The 21,186-nt window shown below is 55.6% G+C and carries 18 protein-coding genes; 10 read left to right on the forward strand and 8 right to left on the reverse strand.

Annotated features, from left to right (window positions below):
- Positions 1–20 precede the first annotated feature (20 nt).
- The 4 genes from Abci_RS10305 to Abci_RS10320 all read right to left on the reverse strand — a co-directional run bounded on the left by Abci_RS10305 (position 21) and on the right by Abci_RS10320 (position 5,329).
- Positions 21–644, reverse strand: a complete 624-nt coding sequence (locus Abci_RS10305) for a uracil-DNA glycosylase family protein (protein ID WP_048839041.1) — start codon at positions 642–644, stop codon at positions 21–23.
- Positions 645–865: 221 nt separating this feature from the next.
- Positions 866–2,278: a c-type cytochrome gene (locus Abci_RS10310; RefSeq protein ID WP_048839042.1), complete on the reverse strand. Its 1,413-nt coding sequence runs from the start codon at positions 2,276–2,278 to the stop codon at positions 866–868.
- A 56-nt stretch (positions 2,279–2,334) separates the two neighbouring features.
- The gene (locus Abci_RS10315; protein WP_048839043.1) at positions 2,335–4,551 is read right to left on the reverse strand and encodes a PQQ-dependent dehydrogenase, methanol/ethanol family; all 2,217 of its coding nucleotides are present in this window, start codon (positions 4,549–4,551) and stop codon (positions 2,335–2,337) included.
- A gap of 247 nt (positions 4,552–4,798) precedes the next feature.
- On the reverse strand, positions 4,799–5,329 hold the full coding sequence (locus Abci_RS10320) for a 2'-5' RNA ligase family protein (RefSeq protein WP_048839044.1): 531 nt from the start codon (positions 5,327–5,329) through the stop codon (positions 4,799–4,801).
- A 195-nt stretch (positions 5,330–5,524) separates the two neighbouring features.
- On the opposite strand from Abci_RS10320, the gene Abci_RS10325 reads away from it, so the two are divergent.
- Complete coding sequence (locus Abci_RS10325; protein ID WP_048839045.1) at positions 5,525–6,301, forward strand: Bax inhibitor-1/YccA family protein; 777 nt, start codon at positions 5,525–5,527, stop codon at positions 6,299–6,301.
- A gap of 151 nt (positions 6,302–6,452) precedes the next feature.
- Here the strand turns inward: Abci_RS10325 and Abci_RS10330 are convergent, their stop codons facing one another.
- Entirely contained in the window at positions 6,453–6,818 is a 366-nt protein-coding gene (locus Abci_RS10330) for a hypothetical protein (protein WP_158319791.1), read from the reverse strand.
- Positions 6,819–6,920: 102 nt separating this feature from the next.
- Here Abci_RS10330 and cyoA point away from each other — a divergent pair, with 102 nt between their 5' ends.
- The 4 genes from cyoA to cyoD are packed head-to-tail and all read left to right on the forward strand — an operon-like array spanning position 6,921 to position 10,778.
- Entirely contained in the window at positions 6,921–7,844 is a 924-nt protein-coding gene (gene cyoA, locus Abci_RS10335) for a ubiquinol oxidase subunit II (RefSeq protein ID WP_048839047.1), read from the forward strand.
- Positions 7,845–7,849: 5 nt separating this feature from the next.
- A complete protein-coding gene (gene cyoB / locus Abci_RS10340; RefSeq protein ID WP_048839048.1) occupies positions 7,850–9,841 on the forward strand; it encodes a cytochrome o ubiquinol oxidase subunit I in 1,992 nt (663 codons plus the stop codon).
- Complete coding sequence (gene cyoC / locus Abci_RS10345; protein WP_048839049.1) at positions 9,841–10,446, forward strand: cytochrome o ubiquinol oxidase subunit III; 606 nt, start codon at positions 9,841–9,843, stop codon at positions 10,444–10,446. Before cyoB ends, cyoC begins: the two co-directional genes overlap by 1 nt.
- A complete protein-coding gene (cyoD, locus tag Abci_RS10350) occupies positions 10,446–10,778 on the forward strand; it encodes a cytochrome o ubiquinol oxidase subunit IV (RefSeq protein ID WP_048839050.1) in 333 nt (110 codons plus the stop codon). The genes cyoC and cyoD overlap by 1 nt, the downstream gene beginning before the upstream one ends.
- A gap of 286 nt (positions 10,779–11,064) precedes the next feature.
- Here cyoD and fdxA read toward each other — a convergent pair whose 3' ends face one another.
- Positions 11,065–11,397, reverse strand: coding sequence for a ferredoxin FdxA (gene fdxA / locus Abci_RS10355; RefSeq protein WP_048839173.1), 333 nt, complete (start codon positions 11,395–11,397; stop codon positions 11,065–11,067).
- A 169-nt stretch (positions 11,398–11,566) separates the two neighbouring features.
- Complete coding sequence (locus Abci_RS10360) at positions 11,567–14,155, reverse strand: helicase-related protein (RefSeq protein ID WP_052944823.1); 2,589 nt, start codon at positions 14,153–14,155, stop codon at positions 11,567–11,569.
- A gap of 106 nt (positions 14,156–14,261) precedes the next feature.
- Here Abci_RS10360 and Abci_RS10365 point away from each other — a divergent pair, with 106 nt between their 5' ends.
- From Abci_RS10365 to Abci_RS10375, 3 genes are all read left to right on the forward strand, one after another.
- Entirely contained in the window at positions 14,262–15,692 is a 1,431-nt protein-coding gene (locus tag Abci_RS10365; RefSeq protein ID WP_048839052.1) for a leucyl aminopeptidase family protein, read from the forward strand.
- Between the two features lie 161 nt (positions 15,693–15,853).
- On the forward strand, positions 15,854–16,270 hold the full coding sequence (locus Abci_RS10370) for a MarR family transcriptional regulator (RefSeq protein WP_048839053.1): 417 nt from the start codon (positions 15,854–15,856) through the stop codon (positions 16,268–16,270).
- A gap of 180 nt (positions 16,271–16,450) precedes the next feature.
- Positions 16,451–16,903, forward strand: a complete 453-nt coding sequence (locus Abci_RS10375; RefSeq protein WP_048839054.1) for a hypothetical protein — start codon at positions 16,451–16,453, stop codon at positions 16,901–16,903.
- Between the two features lie 42 nt (positions 16,904–16,945).
- Here Abci_RS10375 and Abci_RS10380 read toward each other — a convergent pair whose 3' ends face one another.
- Entirely contained in the window at positions 16,946–17,971 is a 1,026-nt protein-coding gene (locus Abci_RS10380) for an MraY family glycosyltransferase (protein ID WP_244877646.1), read from the reverse strand.
- A gap of 65 nt (positions 17,972–18,036) precedes the next feature.
- Between Abci_RS10380 and Abci_RS10385 the strand changes: the two genes are divergently transcribed.
- Together Abci_RS10385 and Abci_RS10390 are read left to right on the forward strand one after the other, a co-directional pair.
- Positions 18,037–20,046 (forward strand): polysaccharide biosynthesis protein, encoded by a 2,010-nt coding sequence (locus Abci_RS10385; protein ID WP_048839056.1) that lies wholly within the window; start codon positions 18,037–18,039, stop codon positions 20,044–20,046.
- Entirely contained in the window at positions 20,043–21,179 is a 1,137-nt protein-coding gene (locus Abci_RS10390; protein ID WP_048839057.1) for a DegT/DnrJ/EryC1/StrS family aminotransferase, read from the forward strand. The genes Abci_RS10385 and Abci_RS10390 overlap by 4 nt, the downstream gene beginning before the upstream one ends.
- The last annotated feature ends 7 nt before the right edge of the window (positions 21,180–21,186 follow it).

Genomic DNA, 21,186 nt, shown 5'->3' on the forward strand with positions numbered 1-21,186 from the left:
TTGCGGCAGGCTTTGGGTCTTTACGCGCTTAAAGCCTGCGTGACAGCCTGCCTGAGTGCAGGAAGAACATCGTCCTGAAAGGCCGGTGTGTGTCGTTCCCATGCGCCTGTACGCCATGATGGGTGCGGCAGCGGAAAATATCGGGGTAAATAGTCCCGGAACGCAAGGGTTCTTTCATAAACCTTACCTTTTCCCAACGCATAAGTTTGGGAATACGCCCCCACCAGCAGGGTAAGGCGAATATTGGGAAGAAGCGCCAGCACACGTTGCCGCCATAATGCGGCACATTCTGGCGGCGGGGGTTTGTCACCGCCTTTTGGCAAAACTCCTGGGTAACAAAACGCCATGGGAACAATAGCGATCTTGTGGGGATTATAGAATTCATCCCGGCTCATGTTCAGCCATGACCGAAGGCGCTCGCCTGAGGCATCATTAAAAGGAATGCCTGTTTCATGCACGCGGGTTCCTGGTGCCTGTCCGGCTATCAGAATACGGGCGTCCGGTGAGAAATCGAGAACAGGCCTTGGTGCAAAGGGTAATTTTCCAGCACAGGCCGTGCAGTGCCGTACTTCCTTTAAAAAGCAGGAAACCTCTTCCTGTGATGGCAGCTCAGCTAAAGCATGACCCTGCGTAAAAAGATCCATCACGCACGTCTCTTCCAGCAGCGTCTCTCTGCGTAAGGTGAAAAGTGTGCGGGGGAGCGGTGACCAATCATGCTCAGCATATGAGGTGCTGGGGACTTGCCTGCAAGATGTGTGGCATGGTCCTTTCAGAGAAGCAGGCATAAAAAAAGCGCCGCCATGTTGCCACGGCGGCGCTTTTCCCTGTGGCTCTCTGTTGCCAGAGAGCCTGCAAGGTCGTGATTTTACTGAGCTGCGTCTTCGCCCGTGTGGGTCTGCGGCGCAAAGGTCCAGCCAGAGCCGTATGGCTGCGGATGGAACACACCCCATGTTGCCGTTGCATCTCCACCGAAACCCCAGGAGGTGGTGGAAATTGGAGCATGGTTCACGCGCAGTTTCTGAATGTCAGAAGCTGTGACGTTAGCAGGTGCTTTATTGCCCCATGATGTGCGGATGAAGTTGACTACATCAGCAATCTGCTGGTCAGACAGAACGCTTTTGTAACCAGGCATAGCGACGGCAGAGGGTGCCCAGTTGGTCGGAGGCAGAACGCCACCGGCAACAATGATATGCGCCACGGATGTCGGGTTATCCGTTACCACAACGGAGTTGCCAGCCAGCGGTGGGAACATACGGCCTACGCCGCCCCCATCATTACGATGGCAGATTGCGCATTGTTCAACATAGGTGGCGGCACCCGGAGCAGAGGTATTGCCGGAATCCAGCGCCTGTGCCGTTGAGGCATCATACGTGTAGTCTCCACGTGACGGTGGGACCGGCGGCAGAGCCTTCAGGTATTTTGCCATGGCGTGCAGGTCTGCATCCGTAAAGTACTGGGTGCTCCAGCCAACAACGTCTGCCATGCCACCAAATACGGCGGAGTGGTCTGTACGGCCAGACTTCAGGAACAGGTACAGGTCTTCTTCAGACCAGCGACCAATACCAACAACCGGGTCGTTCCGCAGGCTGGGAGCAATCCAGTTATCAATTGGTGCGCCGCCAGCCAGGAAGTCTGCACCACCGGAGGCATCAAGCGCTTTTTCCTGCATACCAAGGCCACGCGGGGTATGGCACGCACCGCAATGACCTGGGCCTGTTACCAGATATTCACCACGTGCAATCTCAGCATCGGTGCCGGGAGCCGGGGTGAAGGGTTTTGGTGTGGGGGCAAAGGTGGAGCGCCAGATGGACAGCGGCCAACGCATGGACAGCGGCCAGGAGATACCAACAGGTTTGTTGGGCTGGGCAACCGGCTTTACGCCATGCATGAAGTAGGCATAGAGCGCCTTGATGTCTTCGTCCGACATGCGGGCAAAGGACGGGTAAGGCATTGCCGGGTACAGGCTGCTGCCGTCTTTGCGCACGCCATGACGGATGGCTTTGTCAAAGTCTTCCAGCGTGTAAGAGCCAATCCCGTAAGTGGGGTCTGGCGTGATGTTGGTGGAGTAGATGGTGCCGACCGGTGTTTCGATCGTCAGGCCACCTGCATACACCTGACCATGCAGTGCTGTATGGCAGGCAACGCAGTCCCCAAGGCGAGCAACATACTCGCCTTTTTTCACCAGTTCAGTGTCAGCGCCCTGAGCGTGGGCCAGTGAAGCACCAGCCAGAAGCCCGACGGTGACCGCTCCCAGAGCGGTTTTTAGTCCTTTAATCATCGTTTTTTACCACTATCTCGCTTGTGTGCCGAATGACGTCATGACTCGCCGGACCATTACGGCGTGATGCCGAGGGTCGCGTTTTCAGGAATGCCCTTGTCATTCTTTCGTGCATCGACTTCACGCTGATAGGTGTCGTTGGCACGCTTGATGATGAACTGGCGGATGTTTTCAATCTCGTCAGGCTTCATGCTCGTATCAAAACGATCCATGCCATAAGCCGTCAGAGCGCCACGACCAACCACGTTGTAGAAGGCGTCCTGATGACGGATGGAGCCGGACCACCGCAGGTCAGGCAGCACACCAGCGCCTTCTGCGTTATCACCATGGCAGGCGGCGCAATAGGTCTGGAACTGGAAGTACCCGTTATCGGTAACCTTGGTGTCGTACTGTGCTGGCGGTTTGACCGGCAGGAAGCCCTTGTCGTTCTGCGGAGGCAGTTCAGCCTTGCCATCCAGAGAGAAGGCGACAACGCGGGAATGGTTGACTGTCCAGCCGGATGTACGGGCCAGACCACCAAGGAAGAACGGATAAATGCCGCCCCAGCCCACTTCTACCGCAACGTACTGCTTGCCTTGTGCCTTGTAGGTAATAGGCGGTGCGATAATACCGCTCTGGGCATCAAAGTGGAACAGATCTGCGCCGTTGGTTGCGTCATAGGCATGGAATTCACCATTTGCCAGACCCTGGAAGAGCAGGTCACCACCGGTTGCAAGAATACCGCCGTTCCATGGGCCCTTGTGGTCAACACTCCAAGCAGCTTCCTGCTTTTTGGGATCCCAGGCGATAATCCACCCTTTCAGGTCCTTCATGAAGGCTGTGCGGGCTTCTGGGGTATCCGGCAGACCGGCCTTGTTCATGTCCAGACCAAGGTTCCAGGAATCCGGGTGGGCTTTAAAGCCGCCAACCTGGTTTTTATACAGGAACGGAACCTGCTGGGCCGGAATGTACACCAGACCGGTTTTGGGGCTGTACGCCATGGCCGCAAAGTTATGGCCGCCAAGGTCACCCGGAATGCCGTACCATTCTTTACCGTTGAGGGTGTAAAGTGCGTCAGGGTTATAAATCGGACGGCCCGTTTTGGGGTCCAGACCCTGTGCCCAGTTCTGGTACACATAGTTTTTGCCGGACAGGAATTCACCCGTTTTGGCATCCAGAATATAAAAGAAGCCGTTTTTAGGAGCATGCACAATAACGCGGCGGGTTTCACCGTTAATGGGCATATCCAGCGTCATGATCTGCTGAACCGAGGTGTAATCCCACTGGTCCATCGGCGTTTCCTGGAAGTGCCACACATATTCGCCGGTTTCCGGCTTAACGGCGACAATGCTGCCAAGGAAGAGGTTATCGCCAATCCCGTCAGAGCGGTATTTGTAGTTCCAGGGGGAGCCGTTCCCAACAGCCAGATACACAAGGTCTGCCACCGGATCATAGGCAATGGAGTCCCAAACGGTGCCGCCACCGCCCTGTTGGGTCCATGCGCCCGTGGGGCTCCAGGTCTTGTAGGCCTTTTTCATGAGCACTTCATCAGAAGCGGCATGGTCAGCCTGGTTCTTGTTGTTAGGAACCGTGTAGAAGCGCCATTTCAGCTCACCGGTTTCTGCATCAAACGCAGACACAAAGCCACGGGCACCAAATTCTGAGCCGCCATTGCCGATCAGCACAAGGCCTTTGACAACGCGCACAGCACCGTCAACGGTGTAGGAGCGCTGCTGGCCGAGGGAGGCTTCTTTGGGGATGGTGTTCTTTTCCCAAACCCGTTTGCCGGTTTTGGCGTCCAATGCCACCAGTCGGCCATCAAACGTCCCGAAGAAGACCTTGCCGTTCCAGTAACCAGCGCCACGGTTAACCGTGTCACAGCAACCTTTGTCAGCAATGTTGCCCGGCACGCGCGGGTCGTATTGCCACAGCAGTTTACCGGTTGCTGCGTCGAGTGCTTTCATTTTGGACCAGTTGGTGGTGGCATACATCACACCATCAACAACCAGCGGAGTGCCTTCCTGGCCACGGTTGGTATCAAGGTCAAAATACCAAGCCAGCTTGAGGTTACCAACGTTGGATTTGTTGATGTCTTCCAACGGGCTGTAGCGCTGCTCGGTATAGGTGCGGCCGTAGCTCAACCAGTTTTCAGGATGGTCGTCAGCATGGACGATTGCTTGTCCCGTATCACCCAACCCATCAGCATGGGCGGGAAGAAAGGGAGCGGCACAGATCGTTCCAGCCGCGAGAATTCCTAGCAGCGAACGTCTCTTGGCGGAGGCGGGGCGGGTCATATGATAGTGTCCTCGACTGGTATTAAGGTGAGGAAAAAAGACAATAAAAGCCGGTATTCCGGTTTAGGAGACACTCAGCCAATGCACCCTGTTTCTGTCAATCACGCCAACGGAATGGCTGCCTCCATTCTTGTCGCGGATTTGCGACAGGTGGAACGGTCATGACGGGTGGTGTGCAGGCTTTATCGTGTGCCTGAAAATACAGTTATAGCTGTTATAACATTTGCCAAAATCGGCTGAATTTCTCTCAGAAAGGGTATTCGGTTTCCGCCGTATAAAAAGTTGTTTCGGAATTTTTCCAAGTGCTGAAAAGGGTAATTTCCGAAATCGTGTCTTCTTCAAAAGGCGTGGAGTGGTGCACTTGTAACCATGCGCTCACGTCTTCTGCCTCCACACCTGTAATGGTTGCCAGCGGGATGGAGAGAGGGGTCATGACGTGAGGATTTTTCACGCCTGCCCGTTTGGCTAGCGTTCCAATTTTCACGGAAAGGTGATGTAAAACGGGGGCGCGTATTTTCAGTTCAAGCGTGATTCGGTCCCGGCGCGTAAAGACGCCAAAACCGTCAGCCGCCAGCGTGGCTGGGCCTTTGCCACGTAGCCCTAGCAGGCCGTGGTCCAGCTCTTCCAGAATAAGGGGGGAGGTCACCTCACCAAGTTTGCACAAGGGCAACATCAGGAATGAGGTAGGCTCCCACGCATCGCTCCAGAACTGGCTTTGGAGCGCTACAATCTGGGCGCGGAGGCTATCAGGCGGCGCAACGCCGAGAATGAGGTGCATATAACAACCCTAATGCCTGAGTTCTGACAAATTAAGCCCGTATGACGTACTGCAAGAGCATGTATGGCCCAAGGCTTATGTTCTGTGAGCCTCTTCCTTGAATCACGGAATCATCAGGCCGCAACCCTTGACGCAGGGGCAGGGCAGCCACAAGTATAAAGCAAAGCCGGCTGAGCCGGACAAGGAGAGGAAAGCATGTCGTTCGGTCACGACTATCGTTCACCCGCTGCGGCTTCTGGCTGGAATGCTCAGGCAGGAGCTTTGGATGCAGGCCTGCGGGCCTACATGCTGCGTGTTTATAACTGGATGGCTTCTGGCCTGCTGCTGACAGGCATTGTGGCCTATGCTGTGGCCTTCACAGGGCTGCGCAATCTGTTTTTCCAGGTTGTGCCAACCGCTGGCGGCTTGGCTGTGCACCCCACGTTGCTGGGCGGTGCCGCCATGATTGCGCCGCTGGGTTTTGTGCTGGTCATGTCCTTTGGTGTAAACCGCCTGTCCCGGCAGGGCGCGCAAGGCCTGTTCTGGGCATTCTGCGCCACCATGGGGGCCAGTCTTTCCAGCATCTTCCTGGTTTACACGGGTGTTTCGGTCGTTCGCGTTTTTCTGGTAACTGCCTGCATGTTCGCAGCCACCTCACTGTGGGGCTACACAACCAAGGCTAATCTGGCCAAATTTGGCTCGTTCCTGATGATGGGGCTTTTTGGTCTGGTTATTGCAGGACTGGTGAACATCTTCCTGAAAAGCCCGGCAGTGTATTTTGTCTACAGCATTGTAGGCGTGCTCATTTTCACGGCATTCAGCGCGTTTGATGCTCAGCGTATTCGTGTGACTTACCCGCAATACGCTGCTTATGAAGGGCCGGATGAAGCTGCCAAACGCAGCGTGTACGATGCGTTGAGCCTCTATCTCAACTTCATCAACCTGTTCCAGTTTTTGCTACAGTTCATGGGTGTTCGCAGCTCTAACGACTAAGAGCTGAACCCAAACATAAAGCCTGCGGTGTAGGAGTCTGCACCATTATGCAAAGCCCGACCCCAAAAGGTCGGGCTTTTTTGCAACAGCTGCTATGCATAAAGAGAAAAGGACTATTTTGGTCTGGAATACGACAAAAATAAGACTTATACTAAGCACGAACAGGTGAGTAACAGGTTTGTGATTTTGTGAAACACCACTCAACTGGTTGATCTAAAAAAGATTTCTCAGAAATATCCGAAAATTTGTAACATTTTGAAATAAATTGTGAAGCCTTGTCGGCCTTCAAAAACAGCGGAATAACACCGGGATAGGACATTCCTACGGGAGGAACCTCTGTGTGGTGAAGGGCTGCTGTCACTTTTCTGACATTGAGAATCTGGCCTTTAGGAATAAAGTAGCGTCCAAGGCGTTTCCACTGCCCGTGGAGCTGAAGCATTGTTCCGGCATGAAGCCTGTCACTCTTCCTGAAAGAAGTGGCGGATTTCCTGCCGGTTTCATGGTGTTTGAGCCTCATGGGGAGATGAGCGTAGTTTCTTGCTGTTATCCGGCTTCTATGGCAGCAGGAACAAGAGAGTCTTTGTGAGGCTAAGTTGATGTCAGAACCAAGAGGCGTGCGATGAAAAACAAGTTACTGGCGAGAATGGCGCGATTGGGCGGCCTATCGTCAGCGTTGCTGCTTGCCGGGTGTGAATTAGATGTTCTGGACCCGAAAGGACCGGTTGGGGAGGGCGTTAAGTCGCTCATCCTGACCTCAACAATCGCAATGCTGATTGTGGTCGTTCCGACCATTATTCTGTCACTTTATTTTGCTTGGCATTACCGCCAGTCAAACACCAGTGCAGAATATCTCCCCAAATGGTGCCACTCCAACAAGATCGAACTGATCATCTGGGGCGTTCCCACCCTGATCATTATCTTTCTGGCAGTGATCACCTACCAGACGTGTCATTCTCTTGACCCGTACAAACCGCTGGAAGCAGAAGCCAATACCAAACCGCTGCATGTTGAAGTTGTAGCGCTGGACTGGAAATGGCTGTTCATCTACCCGGAACAGGGTATCGCAACAGTTAACCAGCTGGCTATTCCTGTTAACACCCCCATTGATTTCGTAATCACTTCCGATTCCGTGATGAACTCTTTCTTCATCCCGCGTCTTGGTTCCATGATCTACGCAATGGCCGGTATGCAGACCCAGCTTCACCTGCTGGCTAGCGAACCGGGCGACTATCTGGGTGAATCCGCTAACTATAGCGGTCGTGGCTTCTCGGACATGAAATTCCGCACGCTTGCTGTAAGCGGTGACGAATTCAATGCCTGGGTTGAAAAAGTCAAATCTTCCTCTGAACAGCTGGATGCCCAGACGTATCCTAAACTTGCTGCTCCGAGCGAAGCCAATCCTGTTGAATACTTCTCTCACGTAGAGACCGGCATGTTCGACACGATTGTGGCCAAGTACAACAACGGCATGGTCATGGACAAAAAGACTGGACAGATGCTCCAGATGCAGTCCGCGATGTCCGACATGAATATGAAGGAATAGGATCAATGTTAGGGAGACTATCTCTATCGGCCATCCCGTTTGATGTGCCAATTCTCGTTGGTACATTTGCTGGCGTTGTCATCATTGGCCTCGCGGTTCTGGGGCTGATTACTTATCTGGGTAAATGGGGCTATCTCTGGAAAGAGTGGTTCACTTCTGTTGACCATAAGCGTCTGGCTGTCATGTACATCGTACTGGCGCTAGTTGCCCTGTTCCGTGGTTTTGCGGACGCTATCATGATGCGTACCCAGCTTGCGCTGGCTTACGCAGGTAACCCCGGTTACCTCCCACCCCATCACTACGATCAGATCTTCTCCGCTCACGGCACGATCATGATCTTCTTCTTGGCCATGGCGTTCATGACCGGTCTGTTCAACTTCGTTGTGCCGCTGCAAATCGGTGCCCGCGACGTTGCATTCCCGTTCCTGAACAACCTGAGCTTCTGGATGACCGCTATTGCGTTTATCCTGGTGAACGTTTCCCTGTTCATCGGTGAGTTCTCGCAGTGCGGCTGGCTGGCTTACCCGCCGCTGTCCGAATCTCAGTTCAGTCCTGGCGTTGGCGTGGATTACTACATCTGGGCTATTCAGCTCTCTGGTGTTGGTACGCTGCTGACCGGTGTGAACTTCTTTGTGACCATCGTGAAGATGCGCGCTCCTGGCATGACCTGGATGAAAATGCCGGTCTTCACCTGGACCGCTTTCTGCGCTTCCATTCTGATCATGGTATCCTTCCCCGTGCTGACCGTTGCGGTTGCACTGCTGGGTCTGGACCGTTACTTCGGCATGCACTTCTTCACCAATGACGGTGGTGGTAATCAGATGATGTACCTCAACCTGATCTGGGCTTGGGGCCATCCTGAAGTTTACATTCTTGTTATTCCCGCCTTCGGCGTGTTCTCTGAAGTTGTTCCGGCATTCTCAAAGAAACCGCTGTTTGGTTACGGCACCATGGTTTACGCAACCTGCGCCATCATGGTTCTGTCCTTCCTTGTGTGGGTTCACCACTTCTTCACAATGGGCGCAGGCCCGGACGTGAACGCTTTCTTCGGCATTGCAACCATGGTGATTTCGATCCCGACGGGTGTGAAGCTGTTTAACTGGATGTTCACCATGTATAAGGGCCGCATCGAGTATCATGCTTGCATGTACTGGGTTATTGGCTTCATGGTGACCTTCACCATCGGTGGTATGACCGGTGTGATGATGGCTATTCCGGGTGCAGACTTTGTGCTGCATAACTCCCTGTTCCTGATCGCCCACTTCCATAACGTGATTATTGGTGGTGTGTACTTCGGCTACATCGCTGGCATGAACTTCTGGTTCCCGAAAGTGATGGGCTTCAAGATGAACGAAAGCTGGGGCATTCGTGCTTTCTGGTTCTGGTTCGTTGGCTTCTACTTTGCATTCGTTCCGCTGTATGTTGTCGGCTTCGAAGGCATGACCCGTCGTCTGAACCACTACGACAACCCTGCCTGGTACCCCTGGCTGCTGGTTGCTGAAGTTGGTGCAGTGCTGATCCTGCTGGGTATCGTCTGCCAGCTGACGCAGCTTTACGTCACCATCCGTGACCGTAACCTGCCGCAGAACCGTGACGTTACCGGTGATCCATGGAACGGCCGCTCTCTGGAATGGTCTACCTCTTCACCGCCTCCGATTTACAACTTCGCTATCGTTCCGCACGTGCATGAGCTTGATGCTTTCATGCATGACAAAGAAAACGGTATTGATACCCGCTGCGCTGGTGGCCCTTACGAAGCAATCCATATGCCGAAAAACACGGCTGCTGGTCTTCTCGTGGGTGGTTTCAGTCTGGTGTTTGGTTTTGCTGCCGTCTGGTACATCTGGTGGCTTGCAGCAATCGGTCTTATTGGTGTGATCGGGACAGTTATTGCCCGTAGTGCCAACAAAGATATCGATTACTACATCCCTGCTGATGAAGTTGCCCGGATCGAGAACGAGCATTCCCGTAAACTGATGGCACAGGCAGCTGAATAATGGCACACGACACAACTGTTCAGACCGCGGGCCACGACGAACACCATCACGAATCTCCGGTGGTGTTCGGGTTCTGGGTCTACCTGATGACCGACTGCATTATCTTTGGCTCGCTATTTGCCACGTTTGCAGTCCTGCGTAACCAGTTCAACGGTGGCCCTTCCGGCCACCAACTGTTCGAAATTAGTGGCCTGGCGATTGAAACCGCCCTGCTGCTTATTTCTTCCATCACTTATGGGTTCGGCATGATTGCTGCCCATAAGAATGAGATCAGCAAAGTCATCATGTGGCTTGGCGTGACCTTCCTGCTCGGCCTCGGCTTCGTTGGTCTGGAAGTGAACGAATTTGCCAACATGATCCATGAAGGTGCAGGTCCGGACCGCAGTGCGTTCCTGTCCGCCTTCTTCACGCTGGTGGCGACCCACGGTCTGCACGTGACCTGTGGTTTGATCTGGATTGTAACCCTGATCGTTCAACTCATGGGGACAACCGCTATTCCGGAACGCATGATGAACAAGCTCACCTGCCTGAGCCTGTTCTGGCACTTCCTGGATATCGTCTGGATCTGCGTCTTCACCTATGTCTATCTGGCGAGCATGGTCTGATGAGCGAAATTCACACATCCTCCTCCGGCGAGAGCCATGGTAGCGTAACGTCTTACGTTATTGGTTTTGTTCTTGCTGTTATCCTGACGGTTCTGGCTTTTGCAGTTGTTGCAACGCACAGCCTGTCTCCGTCTGGTACAATTCTGGCTCTGTCCGTTCTGGCTCTTGTTCAGGTGGTTGTTCACCTGCACTACTTCCTTCACATGGGTGGTGGGTCTGAACAGCGCTGGAACAACATGTGCTTTGTGTTCACTGTTGGGTTTGTTGCCATTTTCATCATTGGCACACTGTTCATCATGAACAACACAGCTATCCACATGATGTCCCGCTAATATCGGGTTTTCTGGCCAGCCTTCGGGTTGGCCAGAACATGACGAAAAAAGCTCCGGGGGTAACTCCGGGGCTTTTTTGTGCCTGTCTTCCGGCTGAGTGAATGGCGTTATGTGCTGTTTTTCGTGCAGAAGCTGAAAGGGGCGACGTTCCTCCAGTTCATGAAAGACGCGCCTGAAACGGTAGGGTGTTTTAAGTTTGGCTCTTTAAGAGCAGGCCAAAAAAATGGCGCGGCTACCACAAGGGTAGGCGCGCCAGAGTAAACAACCACGGAAAAGGGTGGTGGTCTTAGCCTTTGTGGGGCTCTGGAGAAAGCAAATCAGCCTTATTGGGTTTGTCTTTCCATTCTTCCGCATCTGCCGGGGCCGTGCCCTTACGGGTAATGTTCGGCCACTTGGTGGAGTAGGATGCGTTAAGTTCAGCCCAAGCTGTTGCACGGTCATCGCTGTCGGGGAAAATGGCTTCAGCAGGGCATTCCGGCTCGCAAACGCCACAGTCAATGCATTCATCCGGGTTAATAACCAGGAAGTTTTCGCCAGCATAGAAGCAGTCAACAGGGCAGACTTCAACACAGTCCATGAATTTGCAGCGGATGCAGTTTTCAGTGACCACGTAGGTCATTGCCATCTCCGAAATTATCTGAAGGCCTGAACAGGGTCTGGCCGGGGGTCAAATGGCATGGCACGATAGGCGCATACCACCAAGGATGGCGCATGATATGAGGGCGTTTGCGGCCAATGGCAACCCGCTTGCACAAGGTATCGCCCTTTCCGGGTGTGCGTAGCTCACTTTATAGGCGTTTTTGCAACACTGCCAATGCGGCAAATGCACCAGATGCAGGGGGCGGTATAGGCCTTTGGCGGCCTCGCTGCTTCGTGCGGTGTTTATGCGGCATAGCCTGTTTTGCAGGTTTTATCAGTATAGGGGCAGGGGGCCCGTACTGCTTTTTGCCAAGTAATGCTGGTAATTGTAGCGGAATAGACAAACCCATGAGAACATCCGGCAGTATGGCAGAGGTTGCCCCCAGTCTATTTGCCAAGCCCGTAGGCAGTGGGACGGGCCTTTTTTCCGCCAGATGGTGCAGAGAGCGCTTTATCTCTTCTGCGATATCGAGTCGGACCCAGAGTGGGCCTGCCGGTATCCACCCAATCCGTGGCAGCGCAGAGTGTGCTTCCTCAGCAGGAAGGGAGAGGCTGTCGGCCTTGAAGGATACTGCACCAGCCCGTGGTAAGGTAAATGGCGTGTAGCCACCCTGCACGGCCAAAAGCAAAGCCCGTAGTGCCATGGCCTGTGGCCGGAGCACAGCAGGGCAAAATAACGCTGTAGGGCCTGAGAGTACCCCATGTTTGCGTAAGGCTGCGGCATTGCGTGGCGTCAGAAACTCACGGGGCGGCAAGGGCATGACACCAGCATGCTCTAGCAGGCCGTGCATCAGGCCACGTAAGACAGGTACACTCGCCACGGCATCCGCTGCCTTAAAAAGCGGGGCCAGACCATGCTGAATGGTGCGGGTGACAAAATCCGTCAATTTAAGGCGGATACGCTCGCGGTGTGCAGCATCCAGAAACTCGGCTGTGGTCACATGCACAGCGGGTTTAAGGAGTTCATCCGTTTTCTGAAGCCTGCCAATCGGGTCATCCTGCCACAGTAGGACACCCGTTGCGATATCAAGGCGCAACGTGTCATCGGGCGCGTGGAGAAACTGGGTGACCCGGCGTGGTATCTCGCTACGGGCCGCCCGGCGGGCCGCCCGCAGCAGCAATGGCTGGTCTGAGCGGGCAGCCTCAGGGTCTGGCAGGAAGGCAAAGCCCTGCATTTGCCCGACAGGGTGGCCTTCAACGCTGACCTCCCCTGTGCGTGTAATGGCGGAGAGCAGAGGGCGCGTATCAGCCTCTTCCAGGCGGCGGGCCAGACTGGTGGCCCGTTTATCCACAAATCGTGCAGCCAGACGCTCATGCAGAATGTCAGACAGAGCATCTTCCACAGTGCGGGTCCGGCTACGCCAGAGCTCCGGGTTCTCAACCCAGTCTGCGCGGTTGGCGACATAAGCCCAGAGCCTTATGCCCATCAGACGCTGCATGAGGGAGTCGATATCCCCTTCTGTGCGTTCCAGATTGACCAGTCGCGTTTCCAGCCATGATGATGGAAGCTGATTTTTGCGCACAAGGGTTACAAAAATCTGTGCACATTGGCGGATATGGCTGTCTTCTCCCAATTTACGAAAATCGGGTATCTGGCAGACCTCCCAGAGCAGGCGCGTGTGCTCTGGGCTTTTGCACAGGCTCTGGATGGTCGGGTCGCGCATCAGCGCAGACAGGGCGAGCAGATCGGAGGAGGGGTCAGCCCCCCATAATCCGGGTGCGGGCGTTTTCCGGCACAGGCTGGCATGCAGGGTTTGGAGGGTGGTGTAGTCCAGCGCACTATTGCGCCAGTATAAGTGGTGGAGAGGCTCGAACTGGTGGTTCTCGACCGCATCAACCAGATTTTCTGTAAAGGGTGTGCAGTCTCCGGTTGTGCCAAAGGTGCCATCCTGCGTGCCACGGCCCGCGCGGCCTGCAATCTGGGCTACTTCTGCCGGGGTCAGGATCCGCCTGCGGGAGCCATCAAATTTGGACATGCCAGCAAAGGCGACATGGTGAATATCCATGTTCAGCCCCATGCCAATGGCATCGGTCGCAACCAGATAATCCACCTCGCGGTTTTGATAGAGGGCAACCTGTGCATTACGGGTGCGGGGGGAAAGCTGCCCCATAACAACCGCGCAGCCGCCGCGCCTGCGGCGGATCAGTTCTGCAATGGCGTACACATCCCCGGCTGAAAACGCCACAATGGCCGTGCGGGGTGGCAGGCGGCTCAGGCGCGTATACCCCGTATGTTCAAGGTTGGAGAGCCGGGGGCGCGTTTCAATCTCCACTCCGGGTATCAGGGTGCGGAGCAGGGGGGCTATGGTCTCAGCGCCCAGAAACAGCGTTTCGGACTCACCCCGGGCGTTCAGCAGGCGGTCTGTAAAGATATGGCCGCGCTCTGGGTCGGCGCAGAGCTGAATTTCATCAACAGCAACAAAGTCCACCTTGCGGTCTACAGGCATGGCTTCAACCGTGCAGGAAAACCAGCGAGCACCGGGGGGAATGATCTTCTCTTCCCCGGTAATGAGGGCTACGGCCCTCACCCCTTTCAGCTTGACCATGCGGTCATAGTTCTCCCGCGCCAGAAGGCGGAGCGGAAACCCCATAATGCCGGAGTGATGGGCCAGCATACGCTCCAGGGCCAGATGGGTCTTGCCGGTATTGGTCGGGCCAAGAATGGCTCTGACCGGCGTTTCATCATCAGCGGTAAGGGCACGCACACGGGGGGCCGGGCGGCGGGGGGTATCCATCATGCCGCTATGGTCAGCCGGTATGCTTTTAAAAGCAAGCTGTTGCTGTTTCTTAACCATTGCATCCCCACCCACGGACAGGCAATTTTGCGGACAGGAGGAAAAAGTCATGCCCGTTCAAGATGCAGAGTGCCTGAGTGTTTTACGCCGTAACCAGAAGAAAGCGCACACCGTTTATGCGGTGAGAGCGCCCGATATAGCGCGACTCAAGACTCATCTTGGCCCCACAGGGGTGGCTTTCGTGCAGGCATGTGGTTTTACCGGAGAGCCGGGAGATATAGCACTTGTGCCGGACACAGCAGGGCAGCTTTCAGCCGTGTTCGGGATTGCGCCAGTTGGGGTGAAAGACCCCTACCAGTTTGGCGCACTGGCAGGAAAATTGCCGCCGGGTAACTGGCAGGTTCACGCCCCCGACGATGTAGAGCGGGACGATGTGGTGCTGGGCTTTTGTCTGGGCTCCTACCAGTTTTCCCTCAAAGCCAGTGCCACCGAGCAGACGGCCAAGCCGAAACTGGTGGTCATGGAGGAAGAAAAAACTGGGCGCGCGGTGGAAACGGCCCGTTCCATCTGGTTGGCACGAGACCTGATTAACACCCCCGCCAACCTGCTTGGCCCAACCGAACTGGCCCACGCTGCGCGGGATGCACTGGCCCCGCTTGGGGCTGAGGTGGAGATTATAAAAGGGAAGGCGCTGGACAAGGCTTACCCTCTGCTCGCGCATGTGGGTAACGGCTCTGACCGTGGCCCCCGTGTTGCCATAGCCCGGTGGCGTGGCAGTAAGGCAGGCAAGAAGGCGCCCCTGATTTCACTGGTAGGCAAAGGTGTGTGCTTTGACTCCGGTGGGTACGACATCAAGCCGTCTGCGGGCATGTTGCGTATGAAAAAAGATATGGGGGGTGCTGCATCCGTCTTGGCTCTGGCACGGATGATCATGACGCAAGATCTGCCTATACAGTTGGAGGTACGGCTTGGCTGCGTGGAAAACAGTGTGTCCGGCCATGCTATGCGGCCGCTGGATGTGGTGAAAAGTCGGGCTGGCCTGACAGTGGAAATTGGCAATACGGATGCGGAAGGCCGTCTGGTGCTGTGTGATCTGCTGGCTGAGGCCGGAGAAACGACTCCAGACCTATTGCTGGATATGGCCACCTTGACGGGTGCCGCTCGCGTTGCATTAGGGCCAGATTTGCCCGGCCTGTTTTGTAATGATGAGGGGGTGGCTGAGGCCCTTCTTGCAGTAAGTCATGCTCAGGCGGACCCTTTATGGCGGTTACCACTCTGGCAAGGCTATGCCGGATGGCTGTCCAGTTCAGTAGCGGACCTGAATAATATTTCATCTAAACCTATGGCCGGTGCAGTAACGGCCGGACTGTTTCTTGAGCGTTTTGTAAAGGCAGGCCAGCGGTGGGCGCATATCGACACCTATGCATGGAATGATTCCAGCCGCCCCGGACGGCCTGAAGGCGGGGATTCTCCTGGGGTTAGGGCTGTTTTTGCTATGCTTGAAAAATTGTTCGCGAACCAGAATGGAGCGGATGCGTAAAGAAAAGTGACCACCGGTGGAACTATTTTATCGTTACAGGATTTAAATACCTGTTCCGGTTCCTATATAAGCCGGATCTACTCTGCCGGATAACGGTTACCAAGACCGATGCCGCGCCTTCTACGGGCTGACCATCGGTATCAAAACAAGGATGAAACGCGATGGCACAGAATGCAGCCCACGCAGAAGAACTGGTAAAAACACTTCGGGACACTGTGGTGTCTCTCGTGCGTGGCGATGGCCCAGACTTGTCTGCGCGCCAGCTTGCAGTGTTCCTGACCTGCTATCTGGACGAATCCGGTCACACGGTGCGCGGCCTTGCGTCCAGCCTTAATGTCTCCAAGCCGGCTATCACCCGCGCTCTGGACCGTCTGGGAGAGCTGGATCTGGCCCGCCGTAAGGTTGACCCGCTGGACCGTCGTTCCGTTCTGGTACAGCGCACACCCAAAGGTGCGTCTTACCTGAAGGAAATTCGCTCCATCATGGGCAGCGCCGCAGATGATGAAGCCAAGAAGGCAACTCAGGCAGAGAAAAAAGAACAGCCAGTACGCCGCCTGCGCCGCGTAGCCGCGGCTTAAGCCAGACTACAACCATGCTCTTGAGCCGTTGACGCAGAAAATTTTGCGCTTCAACGGCTACAAGGCAACTTTTCCGCATATCAGAACGTTTTGTTAAACAACTTTCAAATGCAGCACTCAGGGTATTTTAAAGCCTGCAACTGTATCTGAGACGAGATTGTTAACCAAAGGAACGTTCAAATGCGGTTTGCTACATTTGCCGCCGCTGCGGCTCTCACTTTTGCAACAGCTTCTCTGGCTCCAGCCGCCTTTGCTGCAGGCGATGCCATGGGCACCAAAACCGGTACGATTACCCTTTCTGCTAAATCAGCAGATGTAGGCATCGGCTATACGTGGGGCGACGCCAAACTGCGCTTTGGCGGTAAGACCTACAAATACTCCATTACCGGTGGAACGATTGCAGCCGTTGGTTTCTCTCATATCGAAGGCAAAGGCACGGTTTACAACCTGCACAAGGCTGAAGACTTTGCTGGTACCTACGCAGCCGCCCATGGTGAAGCCACACTGGGGAACGGTCTGGGCGGTCTGGTGCTTGAAAACAAGAACGGCGTACGCATCAAAATTGAAACGGCAACCAAAGGTGCTCGTCTCGCCAGTTCTGCTGAAGGCCTGACCTTCGAACTTAAGAACTAAAGACCAACCCTCACAGCTTAAACGACTGTGATAGGCGCGCCGCTACCACGGGCCAACCGGGTGGCGGCGTGTTCTTATAATGGCCAGTGCCAACCACCCCAGTTGCGGGAGTGCGAGTAAAGGCATTGCCACGCAGGCCGCCTTGAGCGGCAGGAAGGGCGCTGTGTACACGGCAACCATGCCCCCCCAGAGCACAAACCCACATTCGCACAGCGTAATGAGCACAGGGTTCATGCCGCTGCGGTGCAGCACCTGATACAAATGGCCTCTATGCGCCTGCATAAGCGAGTGGCCTGCTAGCTTGCGCCGTACAAGCGTGAACAGGACATCGAAAATCAGAGGGGAGAGCAGTGCAGGCCCCAATACCCAGCCGGACGGCTGACTGGTGTGCCGGGTCATGTACAGGGCGGCCGTACCTGCCAGCAGGCCACAGCCCTGACTGCCGACATCCCCTAGAAAAATACGGGCTTTAGGGAAGTTGAACGGCAGAAAGCCGCACAGGCACCCTGCAAGCATCAGGGCAGGCCATACCAGATCCGGCAGGCCAAAATATGTGCCGGTTGCAGCCACAAACAGGTTGCCGACAATCAGACAGCCCGAAATAAGCCCGTTAAGCCCATCCATGAAATTGACGGCGTTGGTAATAAACACCAGCCAGAACAGTGACAGCACCAGCCCATAAGACGGGGCGGGCCATGACGTGGCCGTACCACCAGCAATAACCAGAGCCGCAGCAGCGGTCTGAGCGACCAGCTTGATGGAGGCAGGCCACTGGTACAGGTCATCTGCCCAGGACACGCAGGCCAACAGAGCTGTGGCCACGGCTGTCAGAATAACATCGGCCTGCAAAACGCTATGGCCAGTAATGTCCTGCACGAGGGGAAAAAAAAGAAAAAAAGACGCCATAACCCCAACACCACCCCCTTTAGGGACAGGGGTTTCGTGTGCGCTGCGGTGTCCTGGGTGGTCCAGTACGGCCAGATTAATCATGACACGCACCAGCCCTGCCGCAAAAAATGCAGCGCAAAGCAGGCAGAAAACAGCCAGAATGGGGTCAGAGAGGAGCATGGGCATATAATCGCGGTAATGTGCAGCTTCTAGGATGGCAAGTGCTACGCTATAGGTGCAAGATAATGGTATCGCAACGCTCAGAGCCTTTGCATCGTAGTCCCAAGCTGCGCCCGCTCAATAGAATCCTGGTCAACATCCTTCTTGACGGCATGTTGGCGGCTATTGCTGCGCCGCTGGCACGGTGGCTTGCTGCCCCGCAGGATGGCCTCCTGCATCCCCTCTGGTTTTTGGCAGGGGGCGCCATAACGCTGGTTGTCAGTGGTCTGCCTTTTCGTATGCCACAGCAATACTGGCGCTTCTCAGGCGTGTCTGACCTTATCGGCATTGCTGGTGCTTCTGTTGCCAGCGCGCTGCTGTTTTCGGTGGGGCTGCGGCTGGGGCACCATAACTTACCCAGCCCGACGTTTCCCATTATTTATGCGCTTGTGCTGCTGGTCATGCTGGGTGGGCTGCGTGTGTGCTACAGGCTTGCCTACAGGCGGGCCTTACGCAAAGCTGACCAGCGCCGCGTTGTGTTAATTGGCGTGGATGCGGTGGCAGACCTGTATTTGCGCTCCATTGAGCGTAACCCGGAAGATGGCATCCGGGTTGTCGGTCTTATTGCTCTGGGAACGCATCAGGCTGGGCGACGGATTCATAACGTGCCTATCCTCGGGCATATTGAGGATGTGAGCGACATTCTGGATCGTCTGGAGCGTGCGCATACCCTGCCCGAATCTCTGGTTGTGACGGAGCCAACATTCCGGGGGCAGGCACTCACCAAGGTGCTGGATGCCGCAGCGGCCCATGGCATTACGGTGCTGCGTACCCCCGCCCTGACAACTCTAACCCCTGCCGAACGTGTTGAGTTACGCCCTGTTCCGCTGGAAGACCTGTTGAACCGTCCGCAGGTTCCACTAGACCGGGAAGGCATGGAGCGCATGATCGGTGGCCGCACTGTGCTGGTGACCGGGGCAGGGGGGAGTATCGGGTCCGAGTTGGTGCGGCAGATTGCACATCTCGGTCCGGCTCGTCTGATCCTGCTGGACCACGGTGAGTTCGAATTGTGGCAGATCGATACGGAACTGGCTGAGCAGGCCCCCCATGTGCCGCGTGTAGCGCTTGTGGCCGATATTCGGGATGAAAACCGTATTGAACGGATTATGGCGGCATATAAGCCCGCCCTTGTGTTTCACGCCGCAGCGCTCAAGCATGTGCCGATTGTAGAAGCGAACCCGGCGGAAGGCCTGCTGACCAACGTGCACGGTACCCGTGTGGTGGCTGATGCCGCAGCGCGACATGGCGCACAGGCTATGGTAGTGATCTCCACAGACAAGGCGGTTAATCCGTCCAGCCTGATGGGGGCGGCCAAACGCGCTGCGGAGATGTATTGTCAGGCGTTGGATATTCAGGCACGGGCCTCGGGCAATGCGCAGGCCATGCGCTGTATTACGGTCCGGTTCGGGAACGTATTGGGGTCAACCGGGTCTGTTGTGCCGCTATTCCGTCGCCAGTTGGAGCGTGGGGGGCCTGTGACCATCACTCATCCGGATATGCGCCGCTATTTCATGACTGTGTCAGAAGCTGTAGGGCTTGTGCTGCAAGCCAGTGTGCGGGGCACACATGGGGCAGGCCTGTCCGATACGGACACCCTGTTGCGCGGTGGCGGCATATTTGTGCTGGATATGGGAGATCCGATCAAAATTGTGGATCTTGCCCGCCAGATGATCCGCTTGGCCGGGCTGCGTCCGGAAGAGGATGTTGCTATCCGCTTTACTGGCATGCGTCCGGGTGAAAAGCTGTATGAAGAACTGTTCCACGGTCGGGAGGCACCGGTGCCAACGGATAATCCGGGACTGCTGATGGCAAAGCCGCGCGTGGTGGACTTGCAGGAAGTCTCTCACGCTGTTGATCAGATTGCGGCCTTTGCCCGGCAAGGCAATGTTGAGGCAGCCTTGCGTATTCTGACGTTGCTGGTCCCCGAATTCACACATAATCCCGAGGGCAATCCCAGCGCGGCTGCAGCACAGGCGGTCGTGGCGGAGGGCGCGCCTCCCTTACATACAGGCAGCACAGAACAGGTGGTTCAATGACCGATAAGACTGACAAACCGATTGCGTTTCTGGACCTAATAGCGCAGCAAAAGCGCTTGGGGCCGGGGCTGCGCCAGCGTGTGGATGCGGTGTTTGACCACTGCCACTTTGTCATGGGCCCGGAAGTTTTTGAGCTGGAAAAACGTCTGGCGGAATGGTGTGGCGCCAAGGAATGCGTTGGTGTTTCTTCCGGAACGGATGCCCTGCAAATTGTCATGATGGCCGAAAATATTGGCCGTGGTGATGCCGTTTTCCTGCCAGCTTTCACGTACACCGCCACCGCAGAAGTTCCACTGGTGCTTGGCGCTACCCCGGTTTTTGTGGATGTTGACCCCAATACCTTCCAGATCGACCCTCAGCATCTGCGTGCGCGTATCCGTGCCGTGCGCGATGCGGGTAAACTGACACCCCGCGCCATTGTAGGGGTGGATCTGTTTGGCCAGCCTGCTCCCTGGGCAGAGTTGCGTGCCATTGCACAGGAAGAAGGCCTGTTTCTGCTGGCGGATTGTGCTCAGTCCTTTGGCGCAGACCTTGAGGGGAAACCGCTTGGGCGGGAAGCAACTGCCACCACGCTTTCCTTCTTTCCGTCCAAACCGCTGGGCGGCTATGGGGATGGCGGTGCCATTCTGACAGATGATGCAGAGCGGGCAGACCTGTACCGCTCCCTGCGGACGCACGGTGAGGGCAAAACGCGGTATCAGGTGCTCCGGACTGGCATGAACGGGCGGTTGGATACCATTCAGGCTGCTGTGCTTCTGGCAAAACTGGACGGTTTCAAACAGGAACTGGCACGGCGCGATGCGATTGCCCAAGCCTATGATGCCGGGCTGAAAGATGTTGTGCAGACACCGGTACGGGTACCCAATAGCAAAAGTGCATGGGCTATTTACGCAGTGCTGCTGAAAGACCCGGCGGAGCGGGCGCCTCTTCAGGCACGACTTAAAGAGAAAGGCGTACCCTCCGCTATTTACTATCCGCTGCCCCTGCATAAGCAACCAGCGTACGAAACCCACCATGATGGCGCGGCTCTGCCTGTTTCAGAAGATCTGGCAACCCGCATTCTGGCGCTGCCCATCCACCCTGAGCTGACCGATGCCGAGGTGGCGCGTGTCATCGCTGCGGTACGCGGGTAAGGAGCAC

This window comes from Acetobacter cibinongensis (assembly GCF_000963925.1).
GTDB lineage: Bacteria > Pseudomonadota > Alphaproteobacteria > Acetobacterales > Acetobacteraceae > Acetobacter > Acetobacter cibinongensis.

What these genes read in the sequence shown, in the direction of transcription:
- Abci_RS10305 (WP_048839041.1), bottom strand. Translation starts at nt 644, where the DNA reads ATGGATCTTTTTACGCAGGGTCATGCTTTAGCTGAGCTGCCATCACAG.
- Abci_RS10310 (WP_048839042.1), bottom strand. Translation starts at nt 2,278, where the DNA reads ATGATTAAAGGACTAAAAACCGCTCTGGGAGCGGTCACCGTCGGGCTT.
- Abci_RS10315 (WP_048839043.1), bottom strand. Translation starts at nt 4,551, where the DNA reads ATGACCCGCCCCGCCTCCGCCAAGAGACGTTCGCTGCTAGGAATTCTC.
- Abci_RS10320 (WP_048839044.1), bottom strand. Translation starts at nt 5,329, where the DNA reads ATGCACCTCATTCTCGGCGTTGCGCCGCCTGATAGCCTCCGCGCCCAG.
- Abci_RS10325 (WP_048839045.1), top strand. Translation starts at nt 5,525, where the DNA reads ATGTCGTTCGGTCACGACTATCGTTCACCCGCTGCGGCTTCTGGCTGG.
- Abci_RS10330 (WP_158319791.1), bottom strand. Translation starts at nt 6,818, where the DNA reads ATGAGGCTCAAACACCATGAAACCGGCAGGAAATCCGCCACTTCTTTC.
- cyoA (WP_048839047.1), top strand. Translation starts at nt 6,921, where the DNA reads ATGAAAAACAAGTTACTGGCGAGAATGGCGCGATTGGGCGGCCTATCG.
- cyoB (WP_048839048.1), top strand. Translation starts at nt 7,850, where the DNA reads ATGTTAGGGAGACTATCTCTATCGGCCATCCCGTTTGATGTGCCAATT.
- cyoC (WP_048839049.1), top strand. Translation starts at nt 9,841, where the DNA reads ATGGCACACGACACAACTGTTCAGACCGCGGGCCACGACGAACACCAT.
- cyoD (WP_048839050.1), top strand. Translation starts at nt 10,446, where the DNA reads ATGAGCGAAATTCACACATCCTCCTCCGGCGAGAGCCATGGTAGCGTA.
- fdxA (WP_048839173.1), bottom strand. Translation starts at nt 11,397, where the DNA reads ATGACCTACGTGGTCACTGAAAACTGCATCCGCTGCAAATTCATGGAC.
- Abci_RS10360 (WP_052944823.1), bottom strand. Translation starts at nt 14,155, where the DNA reads ATGATGGATACCCCCCGCCGCCCGGCCCCCCGTGTGCGTGCCCTTACC.
- Abci_RS10365 (WP_048839052.1), top strand. Translation starts at nt 14,262, where the DNA reads ATGCCCGTTCAAGATGCAGAGTGCCTGAGTGTTTTACGCCGTAACCAG.
- Abci_RS10370 (WP_048839053.1), top strand. Translation starts at nt 15,854, where the DNA reads ATGGCACAGAATGCAGCCCACGCAGAAGAACTGGTAAAAACACTTCGG.
- Abci_RS10375 (WP_048839054.1), top strand. Translation starts at nt 16,451, where the DNA reads ATGCGGTTTGCTACATTTGCCGCCGCTGCGGCTCTCACTTTTGCAACA.
- Abci_RS10380 (WP_244877646.1), bottom strand. Translation starts at nt 17,971, where the DNA reads ATGCTCCTCTCTGACCCCATTCTGGCTGTTTTCTGCCTGCTTTGCGCT.
- Abci_RS10385 (WP_048839056.1), top strand. Translation starts at nt 18,037, where the DNA reads ATGGTATCGCAACGCTCAGAGCCTTTGCATCGTAGTCCCAAGCTGCGC.
- Abci_RS10390 (WP_048839057.1), top strand. Translation starts at nt 20,043, where the DNA reads ATGACCGATAAGACTGACAAACCGATTGCGTTTCTGGACCTAATAGCG.